Raw genomic sequence first — 19,017 nt, 5'->3', positions numbered from 1 at the left:
GAGCCCCTACTGCTGCTGCTGCTGCTGGCGCTGCTGCTGTTCGCGGATGGCGTCGGCGCTGGCCCGGCGGCGGTTGGCCGAACCGAACGGGGCGGAGGGACGGGGCAGGCGCAGGAATTCCGGCTCGGCCACCGCCGCCCGGGCCCGCCGCACCGAGACGCCGACCGCCAGGTGGCTCTCGGAATCGCCCTTGTAGACGCCGCGCGACGGCGTGACGTCGCCATAGTCACGGCCCACGGCCACGGCCACGTGGCGCTCTCCGGTCATCACATTGTTGGTCGGGTCGAAGCCGACCCAGCGATAGCTGGGCAGGAACACCTCGACCCAGGCGTGGGTGGCGTCGGGGTCGGAGCGGTCGCCGGCCTCGCGGTCGGTGAACAGGTAGCCGGAGACGTAGCGGGCCGGGATGCCCCAGGCGCGACAGACGGCCAACATGATGTGGGCGAAGTCCTGGCAGACCCCGCGGCCAGCGCTCAGCGCCAAGTCGATCGGGCTATCGGCGTCGGTGACGCCGGGCTGGTACTCGAAGGCCTTATAGATCGTATCGCACAGGGCCTGGACCGCCGAGAACGGATCGCGGCGGCGCAGGGCGTCCAGGTCGTGCTCAGCGATGAAGGTTTCCAGGGCCGGCGTCACGTGGACGAAGCCGTGCGGCTGCAGGTAGTCGAAGCACTCGCCCTTGACGAAGGCGCTTTTCAGCCGCTCCCACTCGCCCATGTCCAGCGGCACGGGCCATTCGTGGACCGGCTCGGTCTCGACCGCCGAGCGGGCGATGATCGTCAGGCCGTCGTGCGGCTGGGGCACGTCGAAATGGTAGACGGCGTTGCCGAAGCTGTCGGCATAGGAGAACACCTGGGCCGCCGGCTCGATGTCCAGCTCGAAGCTGACCAGCCGCTGGCGCGCCCCTTTCTGGGGCTGCATCCACAGCTCCATCAGGCTTTCGCGGACGGGCCGCTCGTAATGGTACTGGGTGACGTGGCGGATCTCGAGCAGCACGGGCGGTATTCCTAAGCAGGCATTCTAGGCGGGTAGGCGCATTTCCAGGGGGTAGGCGACGAAAGTCTCATAGATCGCCTGGTGGATGCGGGCGCATTCGTTGGCGACGGTGGTCAGGAGCTCGCCCGCGCCCTGGGTTTCCAGCTCGCCGACGTCGGCGAACTCCAGCCGGGCCTTCAGCCGGCCGGCCAGCCGTTCGGGGGCGGCGCGCCCGGTGGCCTCGACATGCCGGGCCAGTTCGCTGAGGTGCTTTTCGATCTGGCTGGTGGCGAAGCGGATCGAGCGCGGGAAGTCCTCGTCGAAGACCATGAACTCCAGGATGTGCCGCGGCTCGATCTCGGCGGTGTAGACCCGCAGATAGGGCTCTAGCGCGCAGCCCATCCGCAGCAGGCTGACCAGGGCCAGGTGGTCGTTGACCCTGGGACTGCCCTCGGCGAAGCAGGCCTCCAGCAGGCCGGCGATCAACTGGGCCCGCTCGAGATACATGCCCACCATCATGAACCGCCAGCTTTCGCCATGGCTCATGGTGGTGTCGGCCGCGCCCTTGAACAGGTGCACGTCGGCGATGATGTCGTGCAGGAAGGTCACCGAATTGTCGGCGAACTCGCGGCCGGCGTTGCGGTCCATGACCTTCAGATAGAGCAGGTTCAGCCGCTCCCAGGTCTCGGTGGTGATCTGGTCGCGGACCTGGCGGGCGTTCTCCCGGGCCCGGGCCAGGGAGGAGACCACCGAGTTGGGATCCGTCCGGTCCAGGACCAGGCCCTTGGCCGCCTCGAAGGCGCCGGCGGTCAGGTCGGTCTCGCCGACCGCCGACAGGGCGATGCGTACGGCCTCGGCCCCGGTGTCGGTCTGGTCGAGGGTGGCGTTGAGCATCACCGTCGACAGGCGCGACAGGTGCTCGGCCCGCTCGATGTAGCGGCCCAGCCAGTAGAGGCTGTCGGCGACGCGGGCCAGCATCATGCGAGCGACTCCTTGCTGGAGGCGGAGGCCTTGTCGGCGCCGTGGCCGTTGCCCCCATGGCCATGGCCGTTGTGGCCGTTCTCCTCGGCCAGCACCCAGGTGTCCTTCGAGCCGCCGCCCTGGCTGGAATTGACCACCAGCGAGCCGCGCTTCAGCGCCACGCGGGTCAGGGCGCCGGGGGTGACCACGGTCTTCTCGCCCGACAGGATGAACGGCCTCAGGTCGACGTGGCGCGGCTCGATGCGGCCGTCCACGAGGCAGGGCGCGGTCGACAGCTGGATGGTCGGCTGGGCGATATAGTTGGCCGGATCGGCCTTCAGGGCGTCAGCGAATTCCGAGCGCTCCCGGGCCGAGGCGTGGGGGCCTACCAGCATGCCGTAGCCGCCCGAGGCGCCCACCGCCTTGACCACCAGCTTGTCAAGGTTGTCGAGGACGTGTCCCAGCTGGGCCGGCTCGCGGCACAGGAACGTCTCGATGTTTGGCAGGATGGCGTCCTCGCCGAGATAGTAGCGGATGATGTCGGGCACGAAGGCGTAGACCGCCTTGTCGTCGGCCACGCCGGTGCCCGGCGCGTTGCAGATCACCACGTTGCCGGCCCGGTAGGCGTTGAACAGGCCCGCCGCGCCCAGCGACGAATCGCGCCGGAAGGTGAGGGGGTCGATGAAGTCGTCGTCCACCCGGCGGTAGATCACGTCCACCCGCCGCAGGCCGGTGGTGGTGCGCATGTAGACCATGTTGTCATGGACCACGAGGTCGCGGCCCTCGACCAGCGGCACGCCCATCAGCCGCGCCAGATAGGCGTGCTCGTAATAGGCCGAGTTGTAGACCCCGGGAGTCAGCACCACGACCTGAGGGTTCGGCCGCCAATCGGCGCTCATGCTCTTCAGCGTGGCCAACAGCAGGTCGGGATAGCGCTCGACCGGCCTCACCCCGGCCTCGCGATAGGCGCCGGGGAAGGTCCGCTTGGAGGCGTCGCGATTGGCCAGCATGTAGGACACGCCCGACGGCACGCGCAGATTGTCCTCCAGCACGGCGAACTCGCCGTCCTGGCCGCGGATCAGGTCGCTGCCGCAGACATTGGCGTAGGCCTTGTGCGGCACGTAGAGGTTCTGCATCTCGCGACGGTACGAGGGCGCGCCCAGCACCAGCTCGCGCGGCACGACCCCGTCCATCAGGATCTGCTGCTCGCCATAGATGTCGGCCAGGAACATGTTCAGCGCCTGAAGGCGCTGGGTCAGGCCAGCCTCGATCTTGGCCCATTCCTGGGCCGGCAGGATGCGGGGGAAAAGGTCGGTGGGGATGATCCGCTCGGTGGCGCTGTCGGCCCCGTAGACGGTGAAGGTGATGCCCTGCAACAGGAACGAGCGCTCCAGCATCCGCTGGCGGTCGGCCAGCTCGCCGGCGCCCAGGGTGGAGATCCGGCTCTGCAAGGCCGCGTAGTGGGCCCGCACGTCTCCGCCGTGGGCGATCATCTCGTCATAGGCCGCGCCGGGCAGGTAGGCCGCCCCGGTCATCGGCAAGGTGGGAGTATCGTCGATGTCCTGGATTTTCGCCGCCACGCCCGTGTCCACCTTATCCACCCCTACGCGCCGCATTGAGGCGGCGCGTCCTGATCCAGCCTAGAACGCGCGAGGTTCGCAAGCGGCGCTTTTCGCCTCGCGAGCATTCGAAGCCCTGGACTGCCCAACATTTGGGCGCCGTTCTGGTGATCCGGGAAGCCACCACCTGTAGCGTTTCGGAAATTTCCCCGCGTGACAGCCGGCGGGGGGGCGATTACAGGGGTTCGGGGGCGCTCCGCGCGGGAATCGGAAGGCTTGGTGCGTAAGAGACTAGCCCTTGGCATGACCGCGGCGACCCTGGTGGTCGCCAGCCATGCCAGTGCGGCCGAGCCTGCGGCGACCGTCACCGGGGTCGAGGACCGCGCGCTGCGCGAGGCGATCCAGCGCGCCATGACCGAGGCCAAGCAACCGGCGCGCAGTCGTTCGGAGGCCCGTCGCCGGGCCCGCGACGCCGGTGACGAGGCGGTCGCCGTGCTGCGCTCGGAAGGCTATTACGGCTATGTCGTCGAACCCGACGTGTCCGAGGCCGATCCGCCCCGGGCCATCCTCAAGATCACGCCGGGACCGGTCTTCGTGATCGCCGACCCCCGGCTGGCCTGGAGCGGAACGCCGCCGGACGAAGGCGTCGCCCAGCGGGCGCAGAGCGTCATCCGCCTGACTCCGGGCGCTCCGGGACGCGCGGCCGATGTTCTGGCGGCCGAGGGGCGCGTGGTGGCCCAGGTGCAGCAGCTGGGCTATGCCGACGCCGAGGCCGAGCCGCGGGAAGTCGTGGTCGATCACGCCGACCACACCGTGCGTCCGACGTTCCACATCGCGGCCGGCGACCTGACCCATGTCGACGGCATCCAGGTCATCACCCAAGGGCGCTCCAAGCCCGCCTGGGTGCAGCACCTGGCGCCCTGGAAGTCGGGCGACATCTACGAGCCCGACGACATCGCCGAGCTGGAGCGACGGCTGCGCGACACCGGAGTCTACGACACGGTTTCGGTGTCGCTGGCCCCCAAGGACAAGGCGATGTCCGACGGTCTGCGCCCCGTGATCGTCACCCTGGCCGACCGCAAGGCCAAGACGATCGAGCTGGGCGCCAGCTATTCGAGCACCGACGGGCCGGGCGTGGACGCCAAGTGGATCCGCTACAACCGCCTTCACCGGGCCGACACCACCACGCTGACGGCGCGGCTGGCCAAGCTGGACAGCCGCCTGGAGGCCGAACTGGCCCTGCCGCACTGGCGACGCAGCCAGCAGACCCTGAAGCTGAACACCGCCATCTTCCGCGACAATACCGACGCCTATACCGAAACCGGCGCCCATGTCGGCGCGGACCTGACCCGTCGCCTGCAGCCCACCATCTACCGCACCTACGGCGTGTCGCTGGACGTCTCGCAGATCGATTCGCCGACCACCACCAACGGCGTGACCACCGACGTCCGGCAGAACTTCGCCACCTTCACCCTGCTGGGGGCGCAGGCCTGGGACCGGTCCGACAGCGTGCTGGATCCCACCAGGGGATGGCGCCTGGACGTGCGGGCCGAACCCACTGCGATCACTGGCGACCTGACCATGGCCTTCACGAAGGTCCAGGCCCAGAGCACGGCCTATCTGCCGTTCGGCGAGGGCGCGCGCACCGTGCTGGCCGGCCGGATAAAGGCGGGGCAGATCCTGGGCGGCACCATGCCGGAGGTGCCGGCCTCCAAGCGCTTCTACGCCGGCGGCGGCGGATCGGTGCGGGGCTTTTCCTACCAGGCCATCGGGCCGCGGATCGGCAACACCACCACGCCGCAGGGCGGCCTGTCGGTGCTGGAAAGCTCGCTCGAGCTGCGCCACAAGTTCACCAACACCTGGGGGGCGGTGGCCTTCATCGACGCCGGCGCCGTCGGGGTCGACAAGTGGCCCAACGGCGACGATTTCGGGGTCGGCGTGGGCGTCGGCGTTCGCTACGACCTTGGCTTCGGGCCGATCCGGGCCGACATCGCCATGCCGGTCAGCCGGCGATCGGGCGACCCGGCGTTCCAGGTCTATATCAGCATCGGGCAGGCCTTTTGACCGACGCAGCGCCACCGCCTGGAGGGGAACCGGACGCCGTCGCCGAGGCCGCGACCAAGGTCGCGCGCAAGATCGGCTGGCCGGGCCTGGTCATCATCATTTCGGTCAGCCTGGTGGTGCTGGTCGCGGTGCTGCTGGGCGGCGTGCGCTTCGGCGCGATAACGCCTCAGGGCCGCGCCTTCCTGGAGGCGCGCACCAGCGGGCTGAAGCTGGGTCGTATCGGCCGGCTGAAGATCGAGGGCCTGACAGGCGACATCTGGGACGCGTTTGGGGTGCGCCGCCTGACGATCAGCGACGAGAAGGGTGTCTGGCTCGAGGCCGCCGACCTCTATGTCGATTGGCGACCGGCCGAGCTGTTCTACCGCCGGTTCCATGCCGACGAGATCACCGCCCGCCAGGTCGTGGTCCTGCGCCGCCCGACTCTGACCCCCGCGGGCAAGTCCAGCGTCGCGCCCCTGTCGGTGGACCTGGACCGCGTGGCCTTGCGCCTGATCACCCGGCCGGAGTTCAGCCGTCAGGCGGGCGACTTCGACCTGAGCGGCGACTACGAGTCCGAGCGATTGGGCGGCCAGAAGGGCGCCCTGAAAGCCCTCAGCCGCCTGCACGTCGGCGATCACCTTAAGCTGGTCTTCGACCTGGGGCGCGACAAGACGCTGCTGCTCGACGCCGAAGCCCAGGAAGCCAACGGCGGGGCCCTGGCCGGGGCCATGGGGCTGTCGCCCGACCGGCCCTTCGACCTGAACGCCAAGGCCCACGGCACCATGAGCCAGGGCGCGTTCACCCTGCTGGCGCGGTCGGGTGACACCACGCCGCTGAAGGCCGGCGGCGCGTGGACGCCGCAGGGCGGGTCGGCGACGGGCCATGTCGACTTGGCCGCCTCGACCCTGACCGACCGCGAGGAAAAGATGTTCGGGGCCGACGCCCGCTTCTCGATCGTCGGGCGCAAGAACGGGGCGTTCAGCGACCTGGACCTGAAGGTCGACAGCCAGAACCTGAGCGTGGTCGCTCACGGCCCGGCCGACCTGGGCAAGCGGATCACCGCGCCGGCCGGCCTGGCCTTCAGCGCCAAGGTCGGGAACCTGTCCCGCGTGACGCCCCTGCCGACCATGGGCGCCGGCGTCGCGGAGGGCGTTGTTCACCTGACCGGTGACGGCCTGCTGATCGACGGCCGGGTCGATGTCCGGCACCTGTCCCTGCTCGGCTACCGCCTGGCGCGGGCCAGGGGGCCGGTCAGCGTCGGCTGGAAGCGCGGCGAGCTGAGCCTCAAGGGCCAGGCCACGACGGAAGGCGGCGGCGGGCAGGGGCTGCTGGCCGTGCTGGGCCGCTCTCCATCGGCCCAGTTCGAGGCGACGCGGCTGAAGGACGGCCGCTTCCTGATCCGTTCGGCCAAGGTCCAGGCCCCCAACCTGACCGTCGTCGCCGAGGGCGAACGCGGCATCCTGGGCGGTCTGTCGTTCAAGGGCGAGGCCAAGGTCGGCTCCCTGTCCCCGGTTCGCCCCGGCATGAAGGGCCAGGCGACCGCGAAATGGTCGGCCAGCCAAGGCGTCGGCAAGCCGTGGCTGCTGACGGTCGATGCGCGCGGCGGCGCCTTCGCCACCGGCCTGCCCGAGCTGGACCGCCTGCTGGGCAAGACCCCGCGGCTGAACGCCCGGGCTTCCTGGGCCAAGGACCGGCTGTCGGTGGCCGACGCCAAACTGGACGGGACCGCCGCCTCGGTCCGCGCCTCCGGCGTGCTCGGTCCCGGAACCGCTCTGGGCTTCAAGCTGGATTGGACGGCCAGCGGGCCTTTCGTCGCCGGGCCGATCGAGGTCGCCGGCAAGGCCAAGGGCACGGGGTCGGTGACCGGAACCCTGGCGGCGCCCAAGGCCGACCTGATCGCCGACTTCGACTCCATCGACGTGCCGCGCCTGCCGCTGAAGGACGCCCATGTGGTCCTGTCGTTCGCCAAACGCCCCAATGGCGGCGACGGGACGGCGTCGATCCTGGCCGGCAGCCAGTACGGGCCGGCCAAGGGGCATGCGGCGTTCAGCTTCGCCCCGGGCGGGCTGGAGCTGACCGACCTGGACGTCGACGCCGGCGGCGCCAAGGCCAAGGGCGCGGTGTCGCTGCGCAGCGGCCGCCCGGCCACGGCCGACCTGGTGGTGGCCGTCGGGCCCGGCGCCTTCCTGACCCAGGGCCGGGTCGCCGGCACGGCCAAGGTGACCGACAGTGCGGCCGGACCTGTGGCCCACCTTGACCTGGCCGCCGACGACATCGTCGGCGGGGCGTGGAAAGTCCGACATGCGGGGATCAAGGCGGCCGGTCCGATGGCGCGCTTGCCTCTAATCATCGACGCGCGGGGCGAGGCCCCGTCCGGACGCTGGAAGCTGAACGGCTCGGGCGTGCTGACCCAGTCCGGTCCGGAATATCTGCTGGCCCTCGACGCCGCCGGCGCCATGGCGCGCACCGAGATCAAGACCCGCGAGGCCGCTCAGATCCGGTTCGGCGGTCCGCGGACCAACGCTCGTCTGCGGCTGTCGGTCGGCGACGGCGCCGCCGATCTCGACGCCGACGTCGGCGGCGACCTGGCCACGCTGCGCGCCCAGCTGATCGGCGTCAGCCTCACCGCGATCAATCCCGACATGGCCGGTAAGATCGACGCCCACGTGACGCTCAGCGGTTCGGGCCCGACCCTGACCGGCGAGTTCGACGCCAACCTGATCGGGGCCCGCGAGCGCGGTCCCCGCACCGACCGCGCCCTGAACGCCGAGATCCGCGGCGTGCTACGCGACAACACCATGACCATCAACGCCACCAGCACGACCAGCCAGGGCCTGCAGGCCAAGGCCGAGGTGGTCCTGCCGACCGAGGCCTCGGCCAAGCCGTTCCACTTGGCGATCAACCGCCAGCGCGCGGTGCGCGGCCAGTTCGCGGCCCAGGGTGAGATCAAGCCGCTGTGGGACCTGCTGGGCAGTTCCGAGCGGAGCGTGTCGGGCAAGGTCGACGCCGAGGGCGAACTGGCCGGCACCTTGGCCGATCCGCGCCTGACCGGCCGCGCCAGCCTGGAGGGCGGCCGGGTCGACGACGGCCAGACCGGCCTGAGCCTGCGCGACGTCATCGTGCGCGTCGCCCTGGCCGACAACGCCATCGACGTCAGCCAGGTCTCGGCGGGCGACGGTCAGGGCGGAACCATGGCTGGGTCGGGCCGCATCAGCCTGGCGCGTGGCGGCCTGGGCAGCTTCAAGCTGGACCTGAAGGGCTTCCGGGTCATCGACAACGAACTGGCCTCGGCCACGGCCAGCGGCCAGACCACGGTCAATCGCGGCGCCGACGGCAAGGTGAAGATGGTCGGCGCCCTGGTCATCGACCGCGCCGACGTCTCGGCCCAGACCAAGACCCCGGCCGGGGTGGTCTCGATGGATGTGGTCGAACGCAATCGTCCGGACGAGATGGACCAGGGCGTCGAGGCCCGGAAGGTCGTGCCGGGCAGCGGCATGCTATTGGACGTCACCCTGACCGCGCCGCGGCGGATCTTCGTGCGTGGCCGGGGGCTGGACGTGGAGCTGTCGTTGAACGCCCATGTCGGCGGCTCGACCAACAGCCCGATCCTGGACGGCGAGGCGCGGATGGTGCGCGGCGAGTACGACTTCGCCGGCAAGCGCTTCGAGTTCGACCAGAACGGCACGGTCCGCTTGGCCACCCAGTTGGACCGCATCCGGCTGGACCTGACCGCCACCCGCGAGGACCCGGCCCTGACCGCCGTGGTCAGGGTGCAGGGCACTGCCGCCAAGCCGGAGATCACCCTGACCTCCAAGCCCGAGCTGCCGCAGGACGAGGTGCTGTCGCAGGTGCTGTTCGGTTCGTCGGCCGCCAACCTGACCCCCATCGAGGCGGCGCAGCTGGCCTCGGCCCTGGCGGCCCTGGCTGGCGGCGGCGGCTTCGACGTGATCGGCAACCTGCGCAGCCTGGCGGGGCTGGACCGCCTGTCGTTCGCCGAGAGCGCCACGGGCATGACCGTGTCCGGCGGCAAGTACGTGACCGACGACGTCTATGTCGAGATCATCGGCGGCGGCCGGGAAGGGACCTCGGCCCAGGTCGAGTGGCGCGTGCGCAGAGCCCTGTCGCTGGTGTCCAAGATCGGCAGCCAGGGCGACGCCCAGCTTTCGGTCCGCTGGAGAAAGGACTACAACTAACCCGCCTCCGCCCGTCCGGGCTGTTTGCCCGGCAAGCCGGTGGAGGCATGCAGTGACCGATCCGAACGCCGACCCCGGCCATGACCAGGGTCGGGCCTTGTTCGGAGCAAGGCTGTTGCGCGGGCGACCGGTTTCCTTGTTCGAGGAAGCACGAATTGCCCGCGGCCCTTGGTTTAGTTTGAACTGAGGGAGACAGTGGATTCATGCGACTCAACGACGAGGATCGCGCCGTTCTGCGACATCTGGCCGGCCAAGGTCCGCTGATCATCGATCGAGCGGTCGCCTGGTGCGCCATCAACTCGGGAAGCCGGCATCTGGCCGGCCTCGAGCGCCAACGGCAGGTTTTGCTCGACGCCTTCGGAAATCTGCCGGCCGCGCCGACCGACATCCCGCTGGGCGCCTCGCCCGAGGTCGGGGTCGACGGGCGGATCGGCGAGCAGGCGCATCCGGCGGCCATCGCCGTGGTCGTGCGGCCCGAAGCGCCGGTGCAGGTGGTGCTGACCGGCCATTACGACACCGTCTATCCGGAGATCTCCGGCTTCCAGACCGTCACGACGCGTCCGGACGGCGCCCTGCATGGTCCGGGGATCGCCGACATGAAGGGCGGGATCTCGGTCATGCTGGCGGCGCTGGAGGCCTTCGAGCGTCATCCGCTGGCGCAGAAGGTCGGCTATCGCGTGCTGCTGTCGCCGGACGAGGAGATCGGCTCGGTGGCCTCGGCGCCGATCCTGGCCCAGTTCGCGCGGCTGGGGCATGTGGGCCTGACCTACGAGCCGGCCCTGGTCGACGGAGCCCTGGCCAGCGCCCGCAAGGGTTCGGGCAATTTCCACATCGTGGTCCATGGCAAGGCGGCCCACGCCGGGCGCGACTTCGCCGCCGGCCGCAACGCTGTGATGGAAGCCGCCCGCATCGCCCAGGCGCTGCACGCGCTGAACGGCCTGCGCGACGGCGTGACCTGCAACATCGCCAAGATCGACGGCGGCTCGCCGCTGAACATGGTGCCCGACGTGGCCGTGGTCCGGTTCAACGTCCGCTTCCCGGCCGCCGAGGACGCGGCCTGGTTCGAGGGCGAGGTCGACAGGATCGTCGGTTCCACCGGGGAGGGCCTGCACGCCCACCTGCACGGCCGGATCACCCGCGGCGCCAAGCCGTTCAACGCCGCCCAGCAGCGGCTGTTCGGAACGATCAGGGACGTCGGCGCCCTGCTGGGCCAGGACATCGCCTGGAAGCCGTCCGGCGGGGTCTGCGAGGGCAACAACCTGTTCGCCTCGGGCTTGCCCAATGTCGACACCCTGGGCGTGCGCGGCGGCGATATTCACAGCGAGGCCGAGCACGCCTGGCCCGACAGCTTCGTGGAGCGCGCCCAGCTGTCGGCTCTGATCCTGATGAAGCTGGCCAGCGGCGAGATCGACGGTCCCGCCCTACGCGCCGCCATGACCGACCCCGCGGAGACCCGTTGAGCATGCTAGTCGTCCGCCCCGCGATGCCCGCCGATTTCGACAGCCTAATGGAACTGGCCGTCCTTTCGGGCCGCGGCTTCACCAGCCTGCCCGAGGACGAGCAGACCCTGCGCGCCCGCCTCAACCTGTCCCAGGCCAGCTTCCATTCCGAGGTCGCCGCACCCGAGGCCTGGTATACCCTGATGCTTGAGGACCTGGAGGCCGGCGACGTCGTCGGCGTGGCCGGGGTCAAGGCGGGCGTCGGTCTGAAGCGTCCGCATTTTTCGTTCCGCGTCGTGACCCTGGCCCAGTCCTCACCCACCCTGGACAAGCGCTTCGACCACCGGGCCCTGGTGCTGGTCAATGAATGCGCCGGCTGGTCGGAGGTCGGCTCGCTGTTCCTCAAGCCCGAGCGCCGCAAGGGCGGGGCGGGGCGGCTGCTGGCCCAGTCGCGCTACATGCTGATCGGCCTGGAACCGCAGCGCTTCGCCGAGATGGTGCTGGCCGAATTGCGTGGCTGGTTCGACGTCGACGGCAGCTGTCCGTTCTGGGATCACGTCGCCAGCAAGTTCTTCCGCCTGGAGTTCGACGAGGCCGACATGATGAGCGCCTCGACCGACGGCCAGTTCATCCTGGACCTGGCGCCGCGCCATCCGATCTACGCCGAGTTGCTGCCCCAGGCGGCGTCCGAAACCATCGGCCGCGTGCACCGCGAGGGCGAGGCCGCCCGGGCCATGCTGGAGAGCGAGGGCTTTCGCTTCTCGGGCCTGATCGACATCTTCGACGCCGGCCCGACCGTGGCGGCGCGGCGCGACGACATCAAGACGGTGCGCGAGGGGCGGCGGCTGCGCGTGCGGCTGGGCGAGGACGCCTATGGCGAGGAGGCCCTGATCAGCTCGGGCGCCGTGGCCCGCTTCCGGGCGGTGCGCGTCCCTGTGCTGGTCGATGGCGAGAGCGCGATCATCGGCCGGGACGCCGCGGCGGCCCTGGGCGTCAAGGACGGCGAAATGGTGCGGGTGAAGGCATGAGCGGCGTGTTCATCGATGGCGTCTGGCGGTCAGGCGCGGGGGCGGAGGCGACGTCGGTCGATCCGGCGACCGGCGAGGTCGTCTGGCGCGAGGCGGCGGCGGGGTCAGCCGACGTGGTCGCGGCGGTCGCTGCGGCCCGCAAGGCCTTCCCGGCATGGGCCGACCGGTCGCGCGAGGAGCGGATCGCCGTCCTGCGTCGCTACAAGGACGTGCTGGTGGCTCGTACGGGCGCCTTCGCCGAGGCCTTGAGCCGCGAGACCGGCAAGGCGCTATGGGAGACCAAGGCCGAGCTGGGCTCGATGGCCGGCAAGGTCGACGCCTCGATCAAGGCCTATGACGAGCGGACCGGCGAGCACGCCAGCGACATGGCCTTTGGTCGCGCGGTGCTGCGCCACCGGCCGCATGGCGTGATGGCGGTGCTGGGCCCGTTCAACTTCCCGGGGCACCTGCCCAACGGCCACATCGTACCGGCTCTGCTGGCGGGCGATACGGTCGTCTTCAAGCCCTCGGAAGAGACCCCCCTGGCCGGTCAATTGCTGGTCGAGGCCCTGGAGGCGGCCGGCGTTCCGGCTGGCGTCGTCAATCTGGTGCAGGGCGGCCGAGAGGTCGGTCAGGCGCTGATCGATCAGGAGATAGACGGCTTGCTGTTCACCGGCTCGGCCGCAGCCGGGGCCTTCTTCCGCCGCCACTTCGCCGACCGGCCGGACGTGATCCTGGCCCTGGAACTGGGCGGCAACAACCCGCTGGTGGTCTGGGACGCGGGCGACGCCGAGGCCGTGGCGGCCCTGGTCGTGCAATCGGCCTTCATCACCACGGGCCAGCGCTGCTCGTGCGCCCGGCGGCTGATCATCTCGGACGACGCGGCGGGGCGGGCGGTGATCGACGCCGTGGCGGCGCTCTCCGAACGGCTGGTGATCGGACCCTGGACCAATGGCGAGGAACCGTTCATGGGACCGCTGATCTCCGACCGGGCCGCCGGCATGGCCCTGGCCGGCGCCAAGGCCATGCCCGGCCAGGCGGTCCGGGCCATGGGCCCCGTCGAGGGTTTGAGCGGGGCGTTCGTCTCGCCCGGCCTGGTCGACGTGACCGGCGAGACCGTGGCGGACGAGGAGCTGTTCGCGCCGCTGCTGCAGGTGCGCCGGGTGGGCTCGTTCGACGAGGCGATCGCCGCCGCCAACGCCACCCGCTACGGCCTCTCCGCGGGGCTGATCTCTAATGAAACAAGCCATTGGGAGCATTTCCTGAAACGGATCCGGGCCGGCGTCGTCAATTGGAACCGGCCCACGACCGGCGCGGCCGGGACCATGCCGTTCGGCGGCCTGGGCAGCTCGGGCAACCATCGGCCCAGCGCCTACTACGCCGCCGACTACTGCGCCTATCCGGTGGCCAGTTTCGAGGCTGAGGGTGTGGCCAATACCTTGGGTGATATCAGGGGGCTGCGCGGATGACCTCGCGCGCGGTCGAGGCCAATTGCGACGGCCTGGTGGGGCCGACCCATTCCTATGTCGGCCTGTCGCCCGGCAACATCGCCAGCCAGGCCAACGCCGGCGAAGTCTCCAATCCGCGCGCGGCGGTGCTGGAGGGGCTGACCAAGATGCGCCAGCTGGCCGACTGGGGGGCGCCGCAGTTTGTGCTGCCGCCGCATGAGCGTCCAGACTTGGCGTTGCTGCGGTCGATCGGCTTTTCGGGTTCCGACGCCAGCGTGCTGGAAAAGGCCTGGAAAGACGCGCCGGCCCTGGCCGCCGCCGCTTGTTCGGCCTCGCCGATGTGGGCCGCCAACGCCGCCACGGTGACGCCCAGCGCCGACACGGCCGACGGCCGCGTTCACTTCACCCCAGCCAACCTGCTGACCAACCTGCATCGCAGTCTTGAGGGACCGCAGACCGCGCGCAGCCTGCGCCGGCTGTTCCCCGACCCGGCGCGGTTCGCCGTGCATGATCCACTGCCGGCCCAGCCGCACTTCGCCGATGAAGGCGCTGCCAACCATGTACGGCTGTGCGCCGATCATGGCGAGGCGGGCGTAAACCTGTTCGTCTGGGGGCGCGAGGCCTGGGAACGCTGGGAGGGCCGCTATCCGGCCCGCCAGACTCGCGAGGCCTTCGAGGCGGTCGAGCGCCGACACGGCGCGGCGCGCGGCGTGTTCGCCCGCCAGGGCCGGGCGGCGATCGACGGCGGTGCTTTCCACAACGACGTGGTCTGCGTCGGCACGCGCGAGTGCCTGCTGTTCCACGAGCGAGCGTTCGAGGATCGCGCGGCGATGGAGGCGGAGGTCCGCCGCGCCGCCGACGGCCTGTTCGAACCGGCCTTCGTCGAGATCAGCGAGGCCGACCTGCCGATGGACGACCTGGTCAAGAGCTATCTGTTCAATTCCCAACTGCTGGTCCTGCCGGGCGAGGATCGCCTGGTGCTGCTGGCCCCTGGCGAGACGCGCGACAATCCGAGGGCCCACGCCGTCGCCCAGGCGCTGACCAGCTCGAACGGCCCCATCGGCCGGGTGGAGTATGTCGATGTCCGCCAGAGCATGCGCAACGGCGGCGGCCCGGCCTGCCTGCGGCTACGGGTGGTTCTGACCGAAGCCGAACTGGTGGCGGCGAACCCGGGCCAGCGCTTCGGCGCGGCCCTGCATGGGCGGCTGAACGCCTGGGCCGAGCGCCACTATCGCGACCGCTTGGCCCCCGCCGACCTGGCCGACCCGTCACTGATCGTCGAGAGCCGTGAGGCGCTGGACGAACTGACCGCGATCCTCGACCTTGGCGGCGACTTCTATCCATTCCAGCGAGCCCCCTGAGCATGCGCGACTTCACCGTTCGTCCCGCGACGCCGGGAGATGCTGCGGCTGTCCTGGCGCTGCACCGCAGGGTCGCGGCCCAGCCCGGAGGCTTGGCTCGCCAGCCCGAGGAAGTGACGGCCGACTATGTCGCCCACGCTCTGGCCGCCGCGGCCGAAGGCGGCGTGAACCTGGTCGCCGAGGGCGCCGACGGGACGCTGTGCGGCGAACTGCACGTCGAGCGGATGAAGGTCGCGATCTTCGCCCACGTGCTGACCGACCTGACCGTGGCGGTCGATCCGGATTGGCAGGGCAGGGGTGTCGGCTCGGCCCTGTTCCGCGTGCTGATCGACACGGCCAGGACCCTGACGCCGCCGGTCGGTCGGATCGAGCTGTGGACCGGCGCGGCCAATCTTGGCGCCCAGCGTCTTTACGAGCGGTTGGGCTTCAGGATCGAGGGGCGGATGATCGGGCGCGGTCGACTGCCGGACGGCACGGTCGACGACGATATCGTCATGGGGCTGTTGCTGGACTAAGCATTTTCGAGCGACGTGGACGCCGGTTCGCGTGAAGAAAGTGCGCAAAGCAAAAGTCTAGCCGCGCAGCGCCGCCAGGGCCTGAGGAAAGCGTCGCGACAGCGGCGCCTCGACCCCGCCCAGCTCGACCGCGTAGTCGCCCGAACCCTCCGGGCGAAGGCCGGTGACGCGTGTCGGATTGACCAGCCAGGAACGATGGGTGCGCACGAAGCCGTGCCCAGCCAAGTCGGTCTCCAGGGCGCTGAGCGACGAGCGCATCAGCGGTCGCCGACCGTCGGCCAGCAGGAACTCGGCATAGTTGCCGGCCGACCGCACGGCCACGATCTCGGACACCGGCACGCGAACCAGCCGGGCCCCGTCGCGGATGTCGAAGCTGGCGGCGGCCGTCGCCGTTTGGGCCTGGGCGGCGGCCTCGCGGGCGCTGCGCCTCAGCGACAGGTAATAGATGATCGAGGCCAGGCCGTAGGCCAGCAGGTCCTTGCGAAACTCGTAGGGGAATTCAGTCGACAGCGGGCCGAACCGGTACGGACCGTCCATCACCGCCAGATAGGCCAGTTTGCGCAGGGCCACGAAGCCCGCCACGTGCAGCACCGAATAGATCACGACGGCCACGAGGTGGACGGGAACCGCCCGCCACCAGCGCGGCGTCGTCCGGGTGGTCCAAATCGCCACGGCGGCGGGGATCAGGAAGATCACCATCGTCACCAGGGCGCTGCTGACCTCCCAGATCGCCGGCGCCAGCGTGCCCAGGCGCGGCGCATCGTGGCGAATGGTCAGGACATTGACCACCGCGATGCAGGAAATCAGGCCCACGCCCAGCAGCCAGGCCCGCCAGACGCCCTGGCGCTCTTCGCCGCTCATCCCGAAAAGCGCGCCGCTGGTCCCTGGCCGTTTTCCGTTCGTCCCTGCCGGCGGCCGCCGATCCCCGGCCGCTTGGCTCCCGGCGTCGGTCCGGGTCACGACGTCTGCATCGTTTTTCAAGCCGGACGCCTCGTCATGCCCTTGAGCACTTCAATCCCTGACCGCCGCTACGACCTCGACTGGATTCGGGTCGGCGCGTTCTTCCTGCTGATCCTGTATCACGTCGGCATGTTCTATGTGCCATGGGAGTGGCACGTGAAATCGCCCCATCCGGTCGAAGAACTGGAATTGGCGATGTTCCTGACCAATCCCTGGCGTTTGACCCTGCTGTTCCTGGTCTCGGGCGCCGCCACCCGGTTCATGGCCGACAAGGTCACGGTGGGCAAACTGACCGCGGCGCGGATCGCCCGCCTGCTGCCGCCGCTGCTGTTTGCGATGTTCGTGATCGTGCCGCCGCAGTCCTACTACCAGATCGTCGAATACGTGGCCGCCCACCCGGGTTCGTCGCTGCACTTCAGCTCCTACGCGGAGTTCTGGACCAGGTACGTCACGGCCTCCGGCCATTGGTGCACCCCCGAAGGCTGCCTGGTCACCCCCACCTGGAACCACATGTGGTTCGTGGCCTACCTGCTGTTCTATACCCTGGTGCTGGCCGGCCTGCTGCTGGTCTGGCGGCGACTGGGCGTCCACCTGCAGGCGGCCGCCGAGGCGGCGCTGCGTGGTCCAGGCCTGATCCTGTGGCCGATCCTGTTCCTGGGCCTGCTGCGGGCCACGCTCTATCCGCGCTTCGGCGAGACTCACGCCCTGGTCGGCGACCACTATGTGCATGCGGTGTCGTTCTCGGCCTTCCTGCTGGGATTTGGCCTGGCCAAGTCGGAGATATTGCGCCAGCGGTTGATCGCAGCGCGCTGGCCGGCCCTGGCCCTGGCGATCGCGGGCTACCTGGGCTGGGCGACCTACGCCTTTGTCTATCGCAACGACACGCCGATCCCGCCCGAATGGCTGCGCCCGATCATGCGCTTCGTCCAGGCCGCCGACGCCTGGTGCTCGATCGCCGCGATCCTGGGCTTCGGCGCCAAGCACCTGAACCGAGGCGGTCCGGCCTTGCGCTACCTGACCCTGGGCGTGTTCCCTTTCTATCTGGTCCACCAGACCCTGATCGTGGTGATGGCGCACCACCTGGCCAAGCTGGACCTGCCCCAACCCTTGGAGGGGGTGATCCTGGTCGTTCTGACCTTCGCCGGTTGCTTCGCGACCTACGAGGTCGTCCGGCGCATCCCCCGAGTGCGGATCCTGTTCGGCCTGAAAGGTCAGCCGCCCACCGAGGCCAGCCGTCCGCCGGTCTTCGCGTAGGCCTGGGTTCCGGCGGTGATCACCCGGTCGGCGCTGGTGATCTCGGCGATGCCGAGGTCGCTGGCGGCCGCCAGGCGGTCGTACAGCGGCCCGAAGTCGCGCAGCGTCACCGCCTGCAGCGTCTGTATCGAAGGGATGACGAAATAGACCTGCTGGAAGTCGTCGATCCGATAGGGGGTGCGCATCACCCGCTCCAGGTCGAAGCCGATGCGGTTGGGGGAGGGGTCATCCAGGGCGAAGATCGACTCGGTGCGCGAGGAGACGATGCCGGCCCCATAGATCCGCAGGCCCCGCGGGGTCTCCATCAGCCCGAACTCCACCGTGTACCAGTAGAGCCGGGCCAGGTTGCCCAGCCGTCCAAGGCCGAGCGCCCGCTGACCGCCGCGTCCGTAGGCCTGCATGTAGTCGGCGAACACCGGATCAGTCAGCATCGGCACGTGGCCGAAGACGTCGTGGAAGACGTCGGGCTCCTGCAGGTAGTCCAATTGGTCCGGCCTGCGGATGAACTGTCCCGCGGGGAAGCGGCGGTTGGCCAGGTGGTCGAAGAACACGTCGTCCGGGACAAGGCCCGGCACCGCCACCACGGTCCAGCCGGTCAGGCGCTGGAGTTCCTCGTTGATTCGCCTGAAGTCGGGAATGCCCGAGCGGTGCAGGTCCAAGGCGTCGAGGCCGCGCAGGAACTCATCGCAGGCGCGTCCCGGCAGCAGGGCCGCCTGGCGTTCGTAAAGGGTGATCCAGACCTCGTGCTCGGCCTGGGCGTAGCCGTCCCAGCCCTGGTCGATCGTCCAATCGGCGGCCGCGCCGGGGGGCGGGCCGCTGCTAAAACCGTCTGCGCTCATGAAATGACGTTACGCCCGCCTCACGGCAAATTCCGTTCGGATTTTGCGCGAGAACCACGATCCACCGGAGAGAGCTTGCGCCTAGTGCGAGATCCGGGGGCGAAGCTTGTAGGCGCCGTGGTCGAAGCTCTCGAAGATCACCGCCGTCTGCGGGTGACCCACGGGCTCGCCGGTCTCGTCGGCCAGTAGGTTCTGCTCGGAGACATAGGCGACGTAGGTGTTGTCGTCGTTTTCGGCCAGCAGGTGGTAGAACGGCTGATCCTTGGTCGGCCGGATGTCCTCGGGAATGGAGTTCCACCATTCCTCGGTATTGGCGAACACTGGGTCGACGTCGAACACCACGCCCCGGAAGGGGAAAATCCGGTGCTTGACCACCTGACCGATCGCGAATTTGGCAAGTCTCGAGTTCATGTCGAGCAGCCTACACGAGTCTCCTGACTAGAACCTGAACGTAGACTTCCGTC

At 69.6% G+C, this 19,017-nt stretch carries 14 protein-coding genes; 8 read left to right on the top strand and 6 right to left on the bottom strand.

The window, feature by feature from the left end; genetic code table 11:
• Window positions 1-6: 6 nt before the first annotated feature.
• From EV278_RS09580 to EV278_RS09570, 3 genes are read right to left on the bottom strand one after another with little or no spacing between them, the layout of a single operon-like run.
• Window positions 7-996, bottom strand: coding sequence for a transglutaminase family protein (locus EV278_RS09580; protein WP_132089941.1), 990 nt, complete (start codon window positions 994-996; stop codon window positions 7-9).
• A 24-nt stretch (window positions 997-1,020) separates the two neighbouring features.
• The gene (locus EV278_RS09575; RefSeq protein WP_132089939.1) at window positions 1,021-1,956 is read right to left on the bottom strand and encodes an alpha-E domain-containing protein; all 936 of its coding nucleotides are present in this window, start codon (window positions 1,954-1,956) and stop codon (window positions 1,021-1,023) included.
• On the bottom strand, window positions 1,953-3,515 hold the full coding sequence (locus EV278_RS09570; protein WP_132089936.1) for a circularly permuted type 2 ATP-grasp protein: 1,563 nt from the start codon (window positions 3,513-3,515) through the stop codon (window positions 1,953-1,955). The genes EV278_RS09575 and EV278_RS09570 overlap by 4 nt, the downstream gene beginning before the upstream one ends.
• Before the next feature lie 282 nt (window positions 3,516-3,797).
• On the opposite strand from EV278_RS09570, the gene EV278_RS09565 reads away from it, so the two are divergent.
• From EV278_RS09565 to EV278_RS09535, 7 genes are all read left to right on the top strand, one after another.
• Complete coding sequence (locus EV278_RS09565; RefSeq protein WP_243692143.1) at window positions 3,798-5,558, top strand: autotransporter assembly complex family protein; 1,761 nt, start codon at window positions 3,798-3,800, stop codon at window positions 5,556-5,558.
• Window positions 5,555-9,730: a translocation/assembly module TamB domain-containing protein gene (locus tag EV278_RS09560; RefSeq protein ID WP_132089931.1), complete on the top strand. Its 4,176-nt coding sequence runs from the start codon at window positions 5,555-5,557 to the stop codon at window positions 9,728-9,730. The genes EV278_RS09565 and EV278_RS09560 overlap by 4 nt, the downstream gene beginning before the upstream one ends.
• 203 nt (window positions 9,731-9,933) lie before the next feature.
• Window positions 9,934-11,190, top strand: a complete 1,257-nt coding sequence (locus EV278_RS09555; RefSeq protein WP_132089928.1) for a hydrolase — start codon at window positions 9,934-9,936, stop codon at window positions 11,188-11,190.
• A gap of 2 nt (window positions 11,191-11,192) precedes the next feature.
• The gene (locus EV278_RS09550; protein WP_132090205.1) at window positions 11,193-12,197 is read left to right on the top strand and encodes an arginine N-succinyltransferase; all 1,005 of its coding nucleotides are present in this window, start codon (window positions 11,193-11,195) and stop codon (window positions 12,195-12,197) included.
• A complete protein-coding gene (gene astD, locus EV278_RS09545) occupies window positions 12,194-13,645 on the top strand; it encodes a succinylglutamate-semialdehyde dehydrogenase (RefSeq protein ID WP_132089924.1) in 1,452 nt (483 codons plus the stop codon). Before EV278_RS09550 ends, astD begins: the two co-directional genes overlap by 4 nt.
• Window positions 13,642-14,985, top strand: coding sequence for an N-succinylarginine dihydrolase (gene astB / locus EV278_RS09540; RefSeq protein ID WP_132089921.1), 1,344 nt, complete (start codon window positions 13,642-13,644; stop codon window positions 14,983-14,985). The genes astD and astB overlap by 4 nt, the downstream gene beginning before the upstream one ends.
• 2 nt (window positions 14,986-14,987) lie before the next feature.
• Entirely contained in the window at window positions 14,988-15,500 is a 513-nt protein-coding gene (locus EV278_RS09535; RefSeq protein ID WP_132089918.1) for a GNAT family N-acetyltransferase, read from the top strand.
• Between the two features lie 57 nt (window positions 15,501-15,557).
• Here EV278_RS09535 and EV278_RS09530 read toward each other — a convergent pair whose 3' ends face one another.
• A complete protein-coding gene (locus tag EV278_RS09530) occupies window positions 15,558-16,361 on the bottom strand; it encodes a LytTR family DNA-binding domain-containing protein (RefSeq protein WP_132089916.1) in 804 nt (267 codons plus the stop codon).
• Between the two features lie 135 nt (window positions 16,362-16,496).
• Here EV278_RS09530 and EV278_RS09525 point away from each other — a divergent pair, with 135 nt between their 5' ends.
• Window positions 16,497-17,714 carry an acyltransferase family protein gene (locus EV278_RS09525; RefSeq protein ID WP_132089913.1) on the top strand — a complete coding sequence of 406 codons (1,218 nt, stop codon included), beginning with the start codon at window positions 16,497-16,499 and terminating at the stop codon, window positions 17,712-17,714.
• On the opposite strand, the gene phhA is transcribed toward EV278_RS09525, so the two are convergent.
• Complete coding sequence (gene phhA, locus EV278_RS09520; RefSeq protein WP_132089911.1) at window positions 17,672-18,553, bottom strand: phenylalanine 4-monooxygenase; 882 nt, start codon at window positions 18,551-18,553, stop codon at window positions 17,672-17,674. The genes EV278_RS09525 and phhA overlap by 43 nt on opposite strands.
• Window positions 18,554-18,634: 81 nt before the next feature.
• Entirely contained in the window at window positions 18,635-18,964 is a 330-nt protein-coding gene (gene hspQ, locus EV278_RS09515; RefSeq protein WP_035077215.1) for a heat shock protein HspQ, read from the bottom strand.
• Window positions 18,965-19,017: the final 53 nt, after the last annotated feature.

It is taken from the genome of Caulobacter sp. BK020 (genome assembly GCF_004342605.1).
Taxonomy (GTDB): Bacteria; Pseudomonadota; Alphaproteobacteria; order Caulobacterales; family Caulobacteraceae; genus Caulobacter.
This window is presented reverse-complemented; position numbering and strand designations above follow the sequence as displayed.

Bases quoted from the DNA above. Each gene is read 5' to 3' on its own strand.
- EV278_RS09575 (WP_132089939.1), bottom strand. From the start codon at position 1,956: ATGATGCTGGCCCGCGTCGCCGACAGCCTCTACTGGCTGGGCCGCTAC.
- EV278_RS09565 (WP_243692143.1), top strand. From the start codon at position 3,798: ATGACCGCGGCGACCCTGGTGGTCGCCAGCCATGCCAGTGCGGCCGAG.
- EV278_RS09555 (WP_132089928.1), top strand. From the start codon at position 9,934: ATGCGACTCAACGACGAGGATCGCGCCGTTCTGCGACATCTGGCCGGC.
- EV278_RS09550 (WP_132090205.1), top strand. From the start codon at position 11,193: ATGCTAGTCGTCCGCCCCGCGATGCCCGCCGATTTCGACAGCCTAATG.
- astD (WP_132089924.1), top strand. From the start codon at position 12,194: ATGAGCGGCGTGTTCATCGATGGCGTCTGGCGGTCAGGCGCGGGGGCG.
- astB (WP_132089921.1), top strand. From the start codon at position 13,642: ATGACCTCGCGCGCGGTCGAGGCCAATTGCGACGGCCTGGTGGGGCCG.
- EV278_RS09535 (WP_132089918.1), top strand. From the start codon at position 14,988: ATGCGCGACTTCACCGTTCGTCCCGCGACGCCGGGAGATGCTGCGGCT.
- EV278_RS09530 (WP_132089916.1), bottom strand. From the start codon at position 16,361: ATGAGCGGCGAAGAGCGCCAGGGCGTCTGGCGGGCCTGGCTGCTGGGC.
- EV278_RS09525 (WP_132089913.1), top strand. From the start codon at position 16,497: ATGCCCTTGAGCACTTCAATCCCTGACCGCCGCTACGACCTCGACTGG.
- phhA (WP_132089911.1), bottom strand. From the start codon at position 18,553: ATGAGCGCAGACGGTTTTAGCAGCGGCCCGCCCCCCGGCGCGGCCGCC.
- hspQ (WP_035077215.1), bottom strand. From the start codon at position 18,964: ATGAACTCGAGACTTGCCAAATTCGCGATCGGTCAGGTGGTCAAGCAC.